This window comes from Salinilacustrithrix flava (assembly GCF_041228405.1).
In the GTDB taxonomy this organism is placed as follows: Bacteria; Actinomycetota; Acidimicrobiia; order Acidimicrobiales; family Salinilacustritrichaceae; genus Salinilacustrithrix; species Salinilacustrithrix flava.
This window is the reverse complement of the sequence record NZ_CP133888.1, coordinates 3989337-4004022: the sequence shown is the minus strand read 5'-3', so window position 1 is coordinate 4004022 and position 14686 is coordinate 3989337. Positions and strand designations below refer to the sequence as shown.

Genomic DNA, 14686 nt, shown 5'->3' with positions numbered 1-14686 from the left:
CAGGCCATGCCTGCTCCCGTGAAGATCACGTTCCTGGGCGGTCTCGGCGAGATCGGGCGCAACTGCGCCTGCATCGAGGTCGACGGCCGGATCATGCTCATCGACTGCGGGCTCATGTTCCCCGACCTGGACATGCTCGGCGTCGACCTGGTGCTGCCCGACTTCAGCTACCTCTACGACAACGCCGACCGGGTCGAGGGCGCCGTGCTCACCCACGGCCACGAGGACCACACCGGTGGCCTGTCGTTCCTCCTGCGTGACATCAGCTTCCCGCTGTACGGCTCCGAGCTGACCCTCGGCTTCGCCAAGAACCGCATCGAGGAGGCCGGTCTCCTCGACCGCACCAGCTTCAACATCGTGAAGGACGGGGAGCGGCGCAAGGTCGGCCCCTTCGACCTCGAGTTCATCCCGGCGACCCACTCGGTGCCCCACGGCTTCGCCACCGCGTTCCACACCCCGCAGGGCACGATCCTGCACTCGGGTGACTTCAAGATCGACCTGACCCCGGTCGACGGCCGCCTCACCGACCTGGCCCGCATCGGCGCCATGTCCCACGACCCCGGCATCCGCCTGCTGCTCGCCGACTCCACCAACGCGGAGGAGCGCGGCCACTCGGCCAGCGAGACCAGCGTCGGCCGGGTGCTCTACGACCTGTTCCACGCCCACGAGGGGCGCCGCATCATCACCGCCTGCTTCGCCAGCCACGTGCACCGCGTGCAGCAGATCGCCGACGCCGCCGTCGCGTTCGACCGCAAGATCGCCACCCTCGGCATGTCGATGAAGAAGAACGTGAAGCTGGCCCGCTCGCTCGGGCTGCTGAACATCCCCGAGAGCAGCCTCATCGACATCGAGGAGATCGACAAGCACGAGCCGGGCAAGGTCTGCATCATCTCCACCGGCAGCCAGGGCGAGCCGATGTCGGCCCTCGCGCTCATGGCCGCCACCGAGAGCCGCTGGCTCACCCTCACCCCGCAGGACACGGTGATCCTCAGCTCGCACCCGATCCCGGGCAACGAGATGAACGTGTCGAAGGTCATCGACGGCCTCGTGCGCCAGGGCGTCGACGTCGTCTACTCCGGCATCGCCGACGTCCACGCCACCGGGCACGCCAAGTCCGAGGAGCTCAAGACGTACCACTCCATCGCCCGGCCGGAGTGGTTCATCCCGGTCCACGGCGAGTACCGCCACCTCGTCGCCCACGCCAAGATCGCCCGGGCCATGGGCATCGCCCAGGAGAAGGTCTGGGTCTGCGAGGACGGCCACCAGCTCGAGCTGACCGACGACGGCCTGCGCGCCGTCGGCAAGGTCCCCGCGGGCTACCTCTACGTCGACGGCACGATCGGCGACGTCGGCCAGGGCGTCCTGCGCGACCGCAAGGTGCTGGCCGAGGAGGGCGTGGTCGTGGTCATCGTCACGGTCGACGTCGAGACCGGAGCGGTGCTCAACCGACCCGAGATCGTCACCCGCGGGTGGATCTACGAGAAGGAGGCCGAGGGCCTGCTCGCCGAGTGCGCCAACGAGGTCGAGAAGGCCGTCGCGGAGGTCAAGGACACCAGCGACATCGAGGCCGTCCAGCGGGCCGCGCGCCGCGCCGCCGGCCGGTTCGTGAACCGCGAGACCAAGCGCAAGCCGATGATCGTGCCGGTCGTCCTCGAGGCCTGAGGCCTCGGCACCGACCGTTCGCGCAACGGTCAGCGCCCGGCCGCCCAGCCCACACATCCGAGAAAGGTCGGCTTCCTACGTTCGCCCTCGTCTGATCCCCACACAGCGAGGTGCACGAAACGCCATGGAGCTCGAGCTCGAGGACCTTGGGTCCAACCCCACCGACAACCGCCCCTTCGACGACATCCTGACGGCCCGCATCGGGCGGCGCGCCGTCCTCGGCGGTTCGCTCGCCACCGCCGCCATCACCTTCCTCGGCACGTCCCCGGCGCTGGCCAAGGGCAAGCCGGCCCCCGGCAACGCCTCCTCCCAGCCGGCCTTCGCCGGCAAGAAGGGCAAGGGCGGTGACCTGCTCGGCTTCGACGGGATCCCGCTGAGCGCGGCGAAGAACGGCGTCGTCGTGCCCGACGGCTACACCGCCCAGGTCATCCTCCCGTGGGGCACCGCGATCCTGCCCGGCTTCAGCGATGGCATCCCGACGTCGGCTGCTGACCAGGAGGGCAAGATCGGCCTCGGTCACGACGGCATGTGGTTCTTCCCGACCAACCGCTCGGGGTCCGAGGGCGTGCTCTGCCTGAACCACGAGTACGGCACGAACAGCCACCTCCGCAACGGGCTCGGCGAGATCGATTCTGAGATCGCCGAGGACGACGAGGAGTTCGTGAAGATCTCCCAGGCGCTGCACGGTGTCGCGGTCGTCAAGGTCCGCAGGTCGGGGGACGGCTGGGCCGTGGTTCCTGACCCGGCCACGAACCGACGCATCACGGGGAACACCGAGGTCGCGTTCTCGGGCCCGGTGGCCGACAGCCCGCTGCTGGAGAACAGCGCCGGCAACGGCTTCGCCGGCACGCTCAACAACTGCGGCAGCGGCAGGACCCCGTGGGGGACCTACCTCACGTGCGAGGAGAACTTCAACGGCTACTTCCGCAGGCGTGCGACGCCGACCGACGCGGACGAGCGATACGGGCTGACGGGAGACGGCAGCCGCTACGGCTGGCACGTCCACGACGATCGCTTCGACCTCTCGAAGCCCGAGTACGCGAACGAGGCGAACCGATTCGGCTGGATCGTCGAGATCGACCCGATGGACGCCAGCGTCACTCCGATCAAGCGCACTGCGCTGGGTCGGGTCAAGCACGAGGCGATCGAGATCGTCGAGGGCAAGGGCAAGCGCATCGTCGGGTACATGGGTGACGACCAGGCCAACGACTACGTGTACAAGTTCGTGTCTGCGGCCAACTGGAAGTCGATGCGTGCCCGGGGCATCAGCCCCCTCGACGAAGGCACGCTGTACGTCGCCCGCTACGACGAGGACGGCACCGGTCAGTGGCTCGAGCTGAGCATGGACGTGCCTGCGCTCAACGCCCGGTTCTCGGGGATGGACGATCTGCTCGTCCACACCCGCATCGCCGCTGACATCGTCGGTGCGACCCCCATGGACCGCCCCGAGTGGATCACGGTCGACCCCAACACCGACCTGGTCTACGTGGCCTGCACCAACAACAGCGGGCGCTCGACCGCCAATGGTGCGAACCCCCGCACGCCCAACCCGTCCGGGCACATCGTGCGGATGGACGACGGCGACTTCGTCGGCACCGGCTTCACCTGGGAGATCTTCCTGCTCGCCGGCGATCCCGACAACCCGAGCGACACCAGCAACGGGTTCGGTCCGCCCACCGATCCGACGTACGCGATGAACAAGTTCTCCGACCCGGACGCGGTGTACTTCGACCCCTACGGCCGGCTGTGGATCCTCACGGACGGCGGCCAACCGGAGGGCAGGAACAACCAGATGGTCGTCGCCGATCCCGAGAGCGCGGAGGTTCGGCGCTTCCTCACCGGACCGGCCGGTTGCGAGGTCACGGGCATCACGCCGACCATGGAGGACACGGTGCTGTTCGTGAACATCCAGCACCCCGGCAACGGTTCGTCTGCACAGTCGAACTTTCCCTCGACGGCCGACGGGGTGGTCCCCCGTGACGCCACCGTCGTCATCACGAAGGACGACGGCGGCGTGATCGGCAGCTGACCCAGCACACGCGTGGCCGAGCGGCGGAGCCGCTCCCACGCCAGGTCACGGGGCCCGGTCCAGCAGGGGGACCGGGCCCCGGCGCGTCCACCCTCCCTCGGGGCAGATGTGGCTGCTGTTACCGTTGTGGCCACTGTGGCTGCCACGCGCTCGAGTCAGAAGAAGAAGCCGCCGGCCAAGCGGCGCAGCACCGCCAAGAAGTCGGCGAAGGCCCCGTCGCGGGTCGGCGGCACCGTGGGCGCGGCCCTGGACGGTCGCTCGGCCGACGTGGCCGGCCTCGCCCTCATCGGCATCGGCATCATCGCCGGCGCCGGCCTGTACGCCGACGTGGCCGGTCCGATCGGCCAGCTGCTCGCCACCGCCTCGTCGGGCTTCGCCGGCCTCGCCGGGGTGCTCGTCCCGCCGGTGCTGGTCCTCATCGGCATCGCCTGCCTGCGCGACAACGACCCCCAGACCGGGCAGGGCCTGTTCGGACGGGCCCACCTCGTCGTCGGGGGTGTCCTCCTCGCACTGGCCGTCACCGGCCTGCTCCACGTCCTGCGGGGCCAGCCCGCCTTCGATGCGGGCGTGGACGAGTGGGGCGCAGCCGGGGGTCTGCTCGGCATGGGCACGGGTGCTCCGCTGGTCGCCGTCGCCGCCACGGGTGGCGCGGTCGTGGCCCTGCTCACGTTTCTGGCCATCTCCTTCTTCGTCATCACCCGCATCCCGGTCCGCGTCGCCGCCGAAGGGGCCGTGTCCACGTTCCGGCCGCTCGGCGAGACCCTGCGCGCCACGGCACGATCGCTGTTCACGCTGGGCGACGATCCCGACCGTGACCGTGACCGTGACCGTGACCGAGACGGGGACCGAGATCGCGGCCCCGACGTCACCGTCGCCGGCGAGCCGACCACCATCTACGACCTCGAGGACGAGCCGGAGCCCCTCCCGCCCGAACCGGTGGACGAGACCCGAGCCGACCCGGTCGTCGAGATCCCGGCCGCCGCACCGCCCACCGAGCTCGACCTGCGCCCCGCCGCACCGGTCGGCGACTGGAAGCTGCCCCCGGCCAAGGTGCTCGTCCGCACCGGCAGCCAGGAGGTCGACCGCAAGGCCGTCGAGGAGGACGGGCGCCGCCTCGAGGCCAGCCTCGCGCAGCACGGCGTGGAGACCCGCCTGATCGGCATGGTCGTGGGCCCCACCGTCACCCGCTACGAGCTCGAGCTCGGCCCCGGCGTGAAGGTCAACAAGGTCACGAGCCTGGCCAAGGACATCGCCTACAACATGGCCACGCCGGACGTGCGCATCCTGGCGCCGATCCCTGGCAAGCAGGCCATCGGCATCGAGGTGCCCAACGCCCGCCGCCAGCTCGTCACCGTCGGCGACATCCTCACCTCGCGCGAGGCCGTCGAGGCCGAGCACCCCCTCGAGGTCGCCGTCGGGCGCGACATCAACGGCAAGTCGCACCTGATGAACCTGGCCCAGATGCCCCACATCCTCATCGCCGGCGCGACCGGTGCGGGCAAGTCGAGCTGCCTCAACTCCATCCTCACCTCGATCCTCATGCGATCCACGCCGGACCAGGTGCGCATGATCCTCATCGACCCCAAGCGGGTCGAGATGGGCCAGTACGAGGGCCTGCCCCACCTGCTCACCCAGGTCGTGACCAACCCGAAGAAGGCGGCCAACGCGCTGTCGTGGGCGGTCAAGGAGATGGAGCGCCGCTACGACCTGCTGTCCGAGGTCGGGGTGCGCGACATCACCGGCTACAACGAGGCCTACGACCGGGGCGACCTGGCCGAGGCCGAGTCCGCCTACCAGTCCCGCCAGGTGCGCTCGAGCGGCTGGGGCGACGCTGCGCAGGCGCCAGCCGGAGCAGCTTCCACCGATGCAGGCGGCTCCGTGCAACGGGGCGAGACCGACGCAGGAGGTCACGCCAGGCAGAGCGGTCCCGACCGCTACGAGCGGCTCCCGTTCATCATCGTCGTGGTCGACGAGCTCGCCGACCTGATGATGGTGGCGGCCCGAGACGTCGAGGACTCGATCTGTCGCATCGCCCAGATGGCCCGTGCCGTGGGCATCCACCTCATCATCGCCACCCAGCGCCCGTCGGTGAACGTCATCACCGGCGTCATCAAGGCCAACGTGCCGGCCCGCCTCGCCTTCGCGGTCTCCAGCGCCACCGACAGCCGGGTCATCCTCGACCAGGTCGGCGCCGAGCGCCTCGTCGGCAAGGGCGACATGCTCTTCCTCGGTCCCACCTCGTCCACGCCCGCCCGCATCCAGGGCTCGTGGGTCACCGAGGAGGAGGTGCGCTCGATCGCAGCGCACTGGAAGGGCCAGGCCCCCCAGGTCAGCTACGTCGAGGACGTCCAGGGCGGCGAGGGCGGCGACCCCGGGGCGATGCTGCCCGGCGGCGGCACCGGCGACGACGATGACGACGACCTCGCCCTCCAGGCCATGGAGCTCATCGTGCGCAGCCAGCTCGGCTCCACGTCGATGCTGCAGCGCAAGCTCAAGGTCGGCTTCGCCCGGGCCGGTCGCCTCATGGACATCCTCGAGCAGCGCGGCGTGGTCGGCCCCTCCATCGGCTCGAAGGCCCGCGACGTGCTGATGACCGAAGCGGAGCTGGACGACCTGCTCTCCAAGAGCTGACCCTCGAACTGGCAGTCGTGGTGTAGCGCCCGGCTCAGGGGGCGACGGCGACGCCGCGGGCGATGCGGTGGAACAGCGGCGGCATGCCGCGCTGCACCGCCTCGGACACGCCGGAGACGTCGAAGCCCCCGGCAGCCAGCGCCGTGCGGGTCTCGTGATCGAGGTGGCACGAGCCCTCGATCCAGTTCCACACCGGGTCGAGGCGGGTCTGGATGCGGTGCGCCCAACCTCGTGCCGCGGCGACGTGCTCGATCAGGCGCAGCTCGCCACCCGGGCGCAGCACCCGGCGAGCCTCCGCGACGACGGGTCCGAGGGCCGGAACCGAGCACAGCACGAGCGTGGACACGATGGCGTCGGCGGTGCCGTCGTTGAACGGCAGCCGGTCGGCGGTGGCGTCGACGATCTCCACGTCGAAGGAGCGCGGCGCCTCGTTCACCCGGGTGCGCAGCTGGTCGCGCATGGCGGCGGACGGTTCGGTGAGGACGAGGCGCTCGACGGTGTCCGGGTAGTGCTCCAGGTTGTGGCCGGTGCCGGCGCCGAGCTCCACGACGGTTCCCGACAGCCCCACCAGGAGGTCGGCGCGGGCTCGCCGGAGCCAGGCGTCCTCCATGCGGGCCGTGAGCTGGTCGTAGCGGCGGGCGAAGGCGGAGCGCATCAGGGGCGCACCGTACTCAGGGCAGCAGGACGGTGGAGCCGGTGGTGCGTCCGGCCTCCAGCTCGACATGGGCACGGGCCGCGTCGGCGAGCGGGAAGGTCTGGCCGATCCGGATCGACACCTCGCCCGATGCGACGACGGCGAACAGGTCGTCGGCCATCGCCTGGGTGGCGGCGGGGGAGTCGGCGTAGCTGGCCAGGGTCGGTCGGGTGACGAAGAGCGAGCCCTTGGTGGCCAGGATCGACGGCTCGAAGGCTGGCACCGGTCCGGAGGCGTTGCCGTAGGTGACCAGCATCCCCCGGGGCCGCAGCGAGTCCATCGACGCCATGAAGGTGTCGGCGCCGACACCGTCGTAGACCACGTCCACCCCTCGGCCGCCGGTGAGCTCCCGGACGGCGGCCGCGACGTCCACGCCCTCGTCCCGGTAGGCGATGACGTGCTCGTAGCCGTTCTCGAGCGCCAGCTCGCGCTTGGCCGGGGTGCTGGCCGTGCCGATCACCGTGGCGCCGAGCGCCTTGGCCCACTGCCCGAGGATCAGGCCGACCCCGCCGGCGGCGGCGTGGCCGAGGATGACCGTGCCGGGACCGACGTCGTAGGTCTGGCGCAGCAGGTACTGGGCGGTGAGGCCCTTGAGCATGATCGCCGCCGCCGTCTGGTCGTCGACGTCGTCGGGGACCCGCACGAGGCCACCGGCCGGCACCGTGACGTGCTCGGCGTAGGCCCCGAGCGGACCCGTGCCGTAGGCCACCCGGTCGCCGACGGCGAGGTCCACTCCCTCGCCCACCGCCTCGATCACGCCGGCGGCCTCCATGCCGAGCCCGCTCGGGAGGCGGGCGGGGTAGAGGCCGGATCGGAAGTAGGTGTCGACGAAGTTGAGGCCCACTGCGGTGTGGCGGACGAGGGCCTGGCCCGGGCCGGGCTCATCGACGTCGACCCCGGTCCACTCGAGCACGTCTGGCCCGCCGGTGCGGTCGAAGCGGATGGCGTGGGATCGGGAGGGGAAGGCCATGGCTGCAATCATGGCCGCCGTGCTGCTCGCCCTCCTCGCCGTCGTCGTCGGCTTGGTCGTCCTGACCAAGGCGGCCGACGCGTTCGTGGAGGGGGCCGCCCGGCTGTCGGCTGCCCTCAAGGTCCCCCCGGTCGTCATCGGGGCCGTGGTCGTCGGGTTCGGCACGAGCGCGCCGGAGATGGTCGTGTCGGGCATCGCGGCCAGCCAGGACAAGCTCGACATCGCCGTCGGCAACGTCATCGGCTCCAACATCGCGAACCTGTCGCTGGTGCTCGGCGTGTCGGCGCTGCTCTGCGCCATGACGGTCACATCGGGGATCATCAAGCGCGAGGCGCCGCTCTCGACGGCCTCGGTGGTCCTCTTCGCCGTCCTCGCCCAGGACGGCCTCGAACGGTGGGAGGGCATCGTCCTCGCCGTCGGTCTGGTCGGTGCGCTCCTCTTGATCTTCCGAGGCTCGGGTTCGGACAACGACGAGATGCTCGCCGAGGTCGACGAGTACCTGGAGGACCGTTCATCGATCTCGCTTCGGGCCGAGGGCTTCCGCACCGTGCTCGGGCTCATCGGCGTCGTCGTCGGTGCCCAGCTCACCGTGGAGGGTGCATCGACCATCGCCGACGAGCTCGGGCTGGGCGAGGGGTTCGTGGCGGTGACCCTGGTCGCACTCGGCACCTCGCTCCCGGAGCTGGTGACGGCGATCGCTGCGGCCCGGAAGGACGAGCACGAGCTCATCATCGGCAACCTGCTCGGCTCGAACCTCTTCAACAGCCTCGGGGTCGGGGCGGTGGCCGGCATCGCCGGCCCCGGCCTGCTGGCCGATGACAAGCTGGCCAGCATCGGGGTCGGGTCGATGCTGCTCATCGCCTTCGGGGCGTGGTTCTTCATGTTCTCGGGCAAGCGTGTCGTGCGCTGGGAGGCGATCGTGCTGCTCGGCGCCTACGCCGTCACCCTGCCGCTCCTCGCGTAGCTAGACGCGCCGCTCCGGCACCCACTCCTCGGGCGCCGGGCGCCGGTGGTAGTACTGCGGCGCCCACACCTCGGCGGGGTCCTCGCCCTGGAGCGGCATGCGCCACGACGTGACCGCGGCCGGGTCGCACGGCAGCGACAGCAGGGCGCGGGGCTCGTGCACCGTGGCGTTGATGTACGCGTCGGCGAAGGCGTCGGGCGTGTAGCGGATTGCGATGTCGCGGTAGCGGGACCGCCAGGCGTCGTCCTCGCCCGGTGGGTGCTCGACGGTGACCGTGCCCTTCACGAAGACCTTGCGGAACGGGGCGTCGTCCTCGTCGATGGTCATGGCCACCCGGGGCTCGCGCTGGATGTGGTGCCACCACGACGACTTCTCGCGCGGCGTGAACCAGATGCGGCCGTCGTCGAACAGGAACCAGATCGGGGCCACCGAGGGCGCGCCGTCCGTATCGACGGTGGCGATGCGGGTCAGGTGCCCGGGCTCGGTCAGGAACTCCACGATCTGGTCGGTGCTGAGGCGAGGCATGACGGGAACCTAGGTGGAAACACGAGTTGCCTGTCGCGTGCCAAGATCCGGGCCATGACCGCCGACGTCAGCACCATCGCCACCGACCTCCAGTTCCCCGAGGGCCCCATCGCCATGGACGACGGGTCGATCCTGCTCGTCGAGATCAAGCGGGGCACCCTCACCTGGCTCGAGGCCGACGGCGAGGTGCGGCGGCGCTTCGACCTCGGGGGCGGCCCCAACGGCGCCGCGGTCGGCCCCGACGGCAAGGTCTACGTCTGCAACAACGGCGGGTGCTTCCACTGGGAGGACGTCATGGGCCTGACGATCCCCGGCCACTGCCCGCCCAGCTGGAACGGCGGATCCATCCAGCGGGTCGACCTGGAGAGCGGTGCGGTCGAGACCGTGTACACGACCTCCACCGCCGCCGACGGCACCAGCATCCCGCTGCGCGCCCCGAACGACATCGTCTTCGACGCCCACGGCGGCTTCTGGTTCAGCGACCACGGCGTCCGCCTCGACCGCACCTCCGACCGCACCGGCCTGCACTACGCGTCGCCGGACGGCTCGTCATGCCGTGAGGTCGTGTTCCCGGTGGACGCGCCCAACGGCATCGGCCTGTCGCCCGACGGTGCCACCCTCTACGCCGCCGAGACCCACACCGGCCGCGTCTTCCACTGGCCGATCGGAGAACCCGGCACGATCGACCAGGCGCAGGCGAACCCGGCGGGCCCCGGCGGGGGTCACCTGCTCGCCGGCCTGCCCGGCATGCAGTTCCTCGACTCCCTCGCCGTCGACGGCGAGGGCTGGGTGTGCGTGGCCACGCTCATCAACGGCGGCGTCACGTCGATCTCGCCCGATGGCGAGACCGTGGAGCACACGCCGTTCGGGGATCCGCTGGTCACCAACATCTGCTTCGGCGGCGACGACCTGCGCACCGCCTACATCACGCTCTCCGGCACCGGGCAGCTCGTGAAGACGACGTGGCCGCGGCCCGGCCTGCGCCTCGCGCACACCGCCTGACGGTGAGGCGACTCGGGAGCCGGCCGGGTACCCCGGTACCCTCATCTCGATGGCGCAGCGCTTCTGGGTCGAGACGCTGGGGTGCCCGAAGAACTCGGTCGACTCCGACAAGGTCACCGGTCGGCTGCTGGCCGACGGGTACCTCCCCGCGGACGCGCCCGACCACGCCGACCTCGTCGTGGTGAACACCTGCGCCTTCATCGAGGAGGCCCGCCAGGAGTCGATCGACACGATCCTCTCCCTGAGCGACGCCCGTCGAGACGGTGCCGAGGTGGTCGTCACGGGCTGCATGGCCGAGCGCTACGGCGCCGAGCTGGCCGACGCCCTGCCCGAGGTCGACCGCGTCGTCGGCTTCGGTGGCCCGGTGACCGCGACCGAGACCGGCTGGGTGCCGGTGAGCATCGGCGGCATCGGGCGCACCCCGACCGAGCCGGCCGTGCCGGCCCTCGACCTGCTCAACATGCCCCGCCCGGCGGCGTCCGCGCCGTGGGCGTACGTGAAGGTGGCCGAGGGCTGCGACCGCAAGTGCGGCTTCTGCGCCATCCCCTCCTTCCGCGGCCCGCAGCGGTCCCGCGGGCGCCTCGACGTCGTCGCCGAGGCCGAGTCGCTCGCGTCGTCCGGCGTGCGCGAGATCGTGCTCGTCGCCCAGGACCTCGCCTCCTACGGACGGGACCAGGGCCAGGGTGCGCGTGAGCTCGTGCCCCTGCTCGACGACCTGTCCGCCGTGGTCGACCGGCTCCGCCTGCTGTACCTGTATCCGTCCGAGCTCACCGACGACCTGATCGACGCCATCTGCCGCACCGGCGTCCCGTACTTCGACCTGTCGCTCCAGCACGTCTCGCGCCCCCTCGTCCGGCGCATGCGGCGCTGGGGTGAGGGATCCCGCTACCTCGAGCGCATCCACGCCATCCGCGAGCGCGAGCCCGACGCCGCCTTCCGCTCCAACTTCATCGTCGGCTACCCCGGCGAGACCGAAGCCGACCACGACGCCCTCCTCGCCTTCGTCGAGGAGGCCCAGCTCGACTGGTGCGGGTTCTTCCGCTACTCGCCCGAGGACGGCACCTACGCCGCCGACCTCGATGGCGAGGTCCCCGACGCCCTCGTCGCCGACCGCCTCTTCGAGCTGCGCGACCTCCAGGACGACATCACCGGCGCCCGGCGCGACGCCCTGGTGGGCCGCACGGTGTCGGTGCTCGTCGACGAGCCGGGGGTCGGGCGGAGCCATCGGGAGGCGCCGGAGATCGACGGCATCATCACCGTCCCCGACCACCTCGAGGTCGGCGCCATCGTCGACGTCGAGGTCGTCGCCGCCGAGGGGCCCGAGGTCCACGCCCAGCTGCCCAGGGTCGGAGCGAGCTCGGAGCGCACCTCGTGAGCGACGCCGCCGACCGCATGCGCTACGGCGCCTCCGCCCTGGCCACGCCGGCCAACGCCATCACGATCGCCCGGATGGCGCTCGCCGTCCCGTTCCTCGCCTTCGTGGCCAACGGCGGCTCCTCGTACTGGGCGCTGGCCGCCTGGACGGTGCTGGCCTTCAGCGACGGCCTCGACGGCCACCTGGCCCGCAAGCACGGCACGACCCGCTCCGGTGCGTTCCTCGACCCCCTCGCCGACAAGGTGCTGGTGCTCGGCGCCGCGTGGGCCCTCGTGGTGTCGGGCACGTTCTGGTGGGTGCCGGTGCTGCTCATCACGGTGCGCGAGATCGGCATCTCGGTGTTCCGCTCCTGGTACGCCCGCCGGGGCATCGCCGTCCCGGCTCGGTACTCGGCCAAGGTGAAGACGGTGGTCCAGGAGCTGGCCATCGCCTTCGCGCTGCTGCCCCCGATCGCCGAGCACGCCGAGTGGGTGCACGTCTCGATCCTCTGGGCCGCCGTGGTGCTGACCATCGGCACCGGCATCTCCTACGTCACCGACGGCCACCGCTCGTTCAGCCACACCGGCGACCGCGGCTGACGTGCGCTGCGAGGTCGTCGCCATCGGCACCGAGCTCCTGCTCGGCACGGTCGTGGACTCCAACTCGTCCTGGATCGGCTCCCAGCTCGCGCTGGCCGGGATCGACTGCCTGCGCTCGGTGCGGGTCGGTGACAACCACGCCCGCATGGTGGCCTGCCTGCGCGAGTCCCTGGAGCGGGCCGATGCCGTGATCTGCTGCGGCGGGCTCGGTCCGACCCAGGACGACGTGACCCGCGAGGCGATCGCCGAGGTCATGGGCGTCGAGCTGGTCCGGGAACCCGATGTGGAGGACGTCATCCGCGGCATGTTCGCCTCGCGGGGTCGGCGCATGGCGGAGAACAACCTGCGCCAGGCCGACGTGCCCGCCGGTGCCACCGTCATCCCCCAGACCCGCGGCACGGCGCCCGGCCTCATCTGCCCGGTGGGCGAGGACAAGGTCGTCTACGCCGTGCCGGGCGTGCCGCACGAGATGCAGGAGATGGTGCTGCGCGCCGTCGTGCCCGACCTGCGCCGCCGCTCCGGTGACACCTCGACCATCGTCTCGCGCACCCTGCGGACCTGGGGTGAGTCCGAGTCGTCGCTGGCCGAGCTGCTCGACGGGCGGATCCAGGCCATCGACGAGGCCCACGCCGCCGGCACCCCGGCACCGACCCTCGCGTTCAACGCGTCCGGCATCGAGGGGATCCGCGTCCGCATCACGGCCCGTGGCGATGACGAGGCGGGCGCGCTGGCCCTGGTGGACGCCGAGGACGAGGCCGTCCGCGCCGTGCTCGGCGACCTCGTGTTCGGGGTCGACGGCGAGACGATGGAGCACGCCGTCGGCGACCTTCTCGTCGCGCGCGGCCTGACCCTCGGCCTGGCCGAGTCCGTCACCGGCGGCCTGGTCGCGGCGCGCATCGTGTCCGTGCCGGGTGCGAGCACCTGGTTCCGCGGCTCGGTGGTGGCCTACGCCTCCGAGGTGAAGTTCGACGTGCTCGGCGTGCCCGAGGGCCCGGTCGTGTCCGAGGAGGCCGCAGCCGCCCTGGCCTCGGGGGCCCGACGGGTCCTCGGTGCGGACGTGGGCCTCGGCGTCACCGGCGTCGCCGGACCCGACACCCAGGATGGCCACGAGGTCGGCACCGTGTTCCTCGCCAGCGACCTGGAGGGCGACGTCGAGGTGCGCCGCATCCAGCTGCCCGGCGACCGGGAGCGGGTGCGCCAGTTCGCCACCATCTCGCTCCTCGATGGCCTGCGCCGGCGCCTGCTCGCCCGTTAGATCTGCGGGGCGGCCTCGGCGACCTGCTCGAAGAAGCGGGCCCGGTGCTCGTCGTCGCCGAGCAGCGCGCCGACCGAGCGCTCGAGCGCGTCGAGGTCGACCGAACCGAGGGCGACCATCGTGGCCACGTCGACGACGTCCTTGGGTTGGGCGGAGAACGACTTGAACACGGCGAGGTCCTGGCAGGCGAGCACCGGGAAGCGCTCGATCCCGGCGAAGGCGACGTGGCGCCGGTCGGCCTCGGCGTGGTCGTGGAACGGGTGGTTGGACAGGAACACGTCGACGGGGGTGGCGTCCCACCACAGCCGGGCCTGGGCGTCGCGGGCCAGCCGCTCCCGATCGGTGTCGCGCACGGCGATGCCGTCGGGGAGGGCGTCGAGCAGGCGGTCGACCTCATCGGGGGACAGGAACACGTTGACGTCGATGTCCTGGGTGCCACGCGGCTCGGCGGTGCAGAAGGCGAGCGCGAGCGCGCCGCCGAAGGCGTGAGGGAGCCCGGCAGCGTCGAGCGCCGCGTGCAGCGCCACGATCCGCTCGGTGAGCGTCACCGCGCGGTGGCGAGGGCGGCGAAGACGGGTGCCTCGATCGTCTCGGGGCGCGGCCGACGGGGCAGGTGCTCGGCCAGGTCGAGCACGGCGGCCAGGGCCTCGCCGTTGTCCTCCATGGCGTCGATGGTCGCCGGATCGGCGGGGAAGCGCAGCGCCGTCCAGGTCAACGTGGCCCCGGTCGCCGCCACGAGGCGGACCAGCGTGTCGGCCCGGGGGATGCGCGTGCCGCGCTCGTAGTGGCACACGGCGGCCGCCGACGTGCCGGCCCGCTCGGCGAGCTGGCGCTGGGTCAGCCCCGCCTCGACGCGGCAGCTGCGGAGGAAGGTGGCGACGTCCACGACGCCATGTTATCGGATCCGACAACAGGAATCTTCGGAGAGATCCTTGCCCGAACGCCCGTTCGAAGTTACGCTGCTGTCGTTCGCCGTCGGGCGGTCCGGCTGGAGCCGCGAG

Annotated in this window: 13 protein-coding genes; 8 read left to right on the top strand and 5 right to left on the bottom strand. The window is 71.4% G+C overall.

The annotated features are described in order from the left end of the window. Window positions 1-6 precede the first annotated feature (6 nt). From RGQ06_RS19585 to RGQ06_RS19575, 3 genes are all read left to right on the top strand, one after another. The gene (locus tag RGQ06_RS19585; protein WP_432428066.1) at window positions 7-1662 is read left to right on the top strand and encodes a ribonuclease J; all 1656 of its coding nucleotides are present in this window, start codon (window positions 7-9) and stop codon (window positions 1660-1662) included. 124 nt (window positions 1663-1786) lie between these two features. Beyond that, entirely contained in the window at window positions 1787-3691 is a 1905-nt protein-coding gene (locus tag RGQ06_RS19580) for a PhoX family protein (RefSeq protein WP_432428065.1), read from the top strand. Window positions 3692-3826: 135 nt separating this feature from the next. Beyond that, window positions 3827-6322 (top strand): DNA translocase FtsK, encoded by a 2496-nt coding sequence (locus RGQ06_RS19575; protein ID WP_432430689.1) that lies wholly within the window; start codon window positions 3827-3829, stop codon window positions 6320-6322. A gap of 34 nt (window positions 6323-6356) precedes the next feature. On the opposite strand, the gene RGQ06_RS19570 is transcribed toward RGQ06_RS19575, so the two are convergent. Further along, window positions 6357-6977: a class I SAM-dependent methyltransferase gene (locus tag RGQ06_RS19570; protein WP_432428064.1), complete on the bottom strand. Its 621-nt coding sequence runs from the start codon at window positions 6975-6977 to the stop codon at window positions 6357-6359. A gap of 16 nt (window positions 6978-6993) precedes the next feature. Continuing rightward, window positions 6994-7986: a quinone oxidoreductase family protein gene (locus tag RGQ06_RS19565; RefSeq protein WP_432428063.1), complete on the bottom strand. Its 993-nt coding sequence runs from the start codon at window positions 7984-7986 to the stop codon at window positions 6994-6996. On the opposite strand from RGQ06_RS19565, the gene RGQ06_RS19560 reads away from it, so the two are divergent. After that, window positions 7985-8950, top strand: coding sequence for a calcium/sodium antiporter (locus RGQ06_RS19560; protein ID WP_432428062.1), 966 nt, complete (start codon window positions 7985-7987; stop codon window positions 8948-8950). The two genes, RGQ06_RS19565 and RGQ06_RS19560, sit on opposite strands and share 2 nt — an antisense overlap. On the opposite strand, the gene RGQ06_RS19555 is transcribed toward RGQ06_RS19560, so the two are convergent. After that, window positions 8951-9475, bottom strand: coding sequence for a pyridoxamine 5'-phosphate oxidase family protein (locus tag RGQ06_RS19555; protein ID WP_432428061.1), 525 nt, complete (start codon window positions 9473-9475; stop codon window positions 8951-8953). A gap of 54 nt (window positions 9476-9529) precedes the next feature. Here RGQ06_RS19555 and RGQ06_RS19550 point away from each other — a divergent pair, with 54 nt between their 5' ends. The 4 genes from RGQ06_RS19550 to RGQ06_RS19535 are packed head-to-tail and all read left to right on the top strand — an operon-like array spanning window position 9530 to window position 13685. After that, window positions 9530-10477 carry an SMP-30/gluconolactonase/LRE family protein gene (locus tag RGQ06_RS19550; RefSeq protein WP_432428060.1) on the top strand — a complete coding sequence of 316 codons (948 nt, stop codon included), beginning with the start codon at window positions 9530-9532 and terminating at the stop codon, window positions 10475-10477. Between the two features lie 49 nt (window positions 10478-10526). Then, a complete protein-coding gene (gene rimO, locus RGQ06_RS19545) occupies window positions 10527-11852 on the top strand; it encodes a 30S ribosomal protein S12 methylthiotransferase RimO (protein ID WP_432428059.1) in 1326 nt (441 codons plus the stop codon). Then, the gene (locus tag RGQ06_RS19540; protein WP_432428058.1) at window positions 11849-12430 is read left to right on the top strand and encodes a CDP-alcohol phosphatidyltransferase family protein; all 582 of its coding nucleotides are present in this window, start codon (window positions 11849-11851) and stop codon (window positions 12428-12430) included. Before rimO ends, RGQ06_RS19540 begins: the two co-directional genes overlap by 4 nt. A 1-nt stretch (window position 12431) precedes the next feature. Further along, on the top strand, window positions 12432-13685 hold the full coding sequence (locus tag RGQ06_RS19535; protein ID WP_432428057.1) for a competence/damage-inducible protein A: 1254 nt from the start codon (window positions 12432-12434) through the stop codon (window positions 13683-13685). Here the strand turns inward: RGQ06_RS19535 and RGQ06_RS19530 are convergent. Beyond that, window positions 13682-14233, bottom strand: a complete 552-nt coding sequence (locus RGQ06_RS19530) for a hypothetical protein (RefSeq protein WP_432428056.1) — start codon at window positions 14231-14233, stop codon at window positions 13682-13684. The genes RGQ06_RS19535 and RGQ06_RS19530 overlap by 4 nt on opposite strands. Next, window positions 14230-14571 carry a helix-turn-helix domain-containing protein gene (locus RGQ06_RS19525; RefSeq protein ID WP_432428055.1) on the bottom strand — a complete coding sequence of 114 codons (342 nt, stop codon included), beginning with the start codon at window positions 14569-14571 and terminating at the stop codon, window positions 14230-14232. Before RGQ06_RS19525 ends, RGQ06_RS19530 begins: the two co-directional genes overlap by 4 nt. Between the last annotated feature and the right edge of the window lie 115 nt (window positions 14572-14686).

Bases quoted from the DNA above. Each gene is read 5' to 3' on its own strand.
- RGQ06_RS19585 (WP_432428066.1), top strand. From the start codon at position 7: ATGCCTGCTCCCGTGAAGATCACGTTCCTGGGCGGTCTCGGCGAGATC.
- RGQ06_RS19580 (WP_432428065.1), top strand. From the start codon at position 1,787: ATGGAGCTCGAGCTCGAGGACCTTGGGTCCAACCCCACCGACAACCGC.
- RGQ06_RS19570 (WP_432428064.1), bottom strand. From the start codon at position 6,977: ATGCGCTCCGCCTTCGCCCGCCGCTACGACCAGCTCACGGCCCGCATG.
- RGQ06_RS19560 (WP_432428062.1), top strand. From the start codon at position 7,985: ATGGCTGCAATCATGGCCGCCGTGCTGCTCGCCCTCCTCGCCGTCGTC.
- RGQ06_RS19565 (WP_432428063.1), bottom strand. From the start codon at position 7,986: ATGGCCTTCCCCTCCCGATCCCACGCCATCCGCTTCGACCGCACCGGC.
- RGQ06_RS19555 (WP_432428061.1), bottom strand. From the start codon at position 9,475: ATGCCTCGCCTCAGCACCGACCAGATCGTGGAGTTCCTGACCGAGCCC.
- RGQ06_RS19550 (WP_432428060.1), top strand. From the start codon at position 9,530: ATGACCGCCGACGTCAGCACCATCGCCACCGACCTCCAGTTCCCCGAG.
- rimO (WP_432428059.1), top strand. From the start codon at position 10,527: ATGGCGCAGCGCTTCTGGGTCGAGACGCTGGGGTGCCCGAAGAACTCG.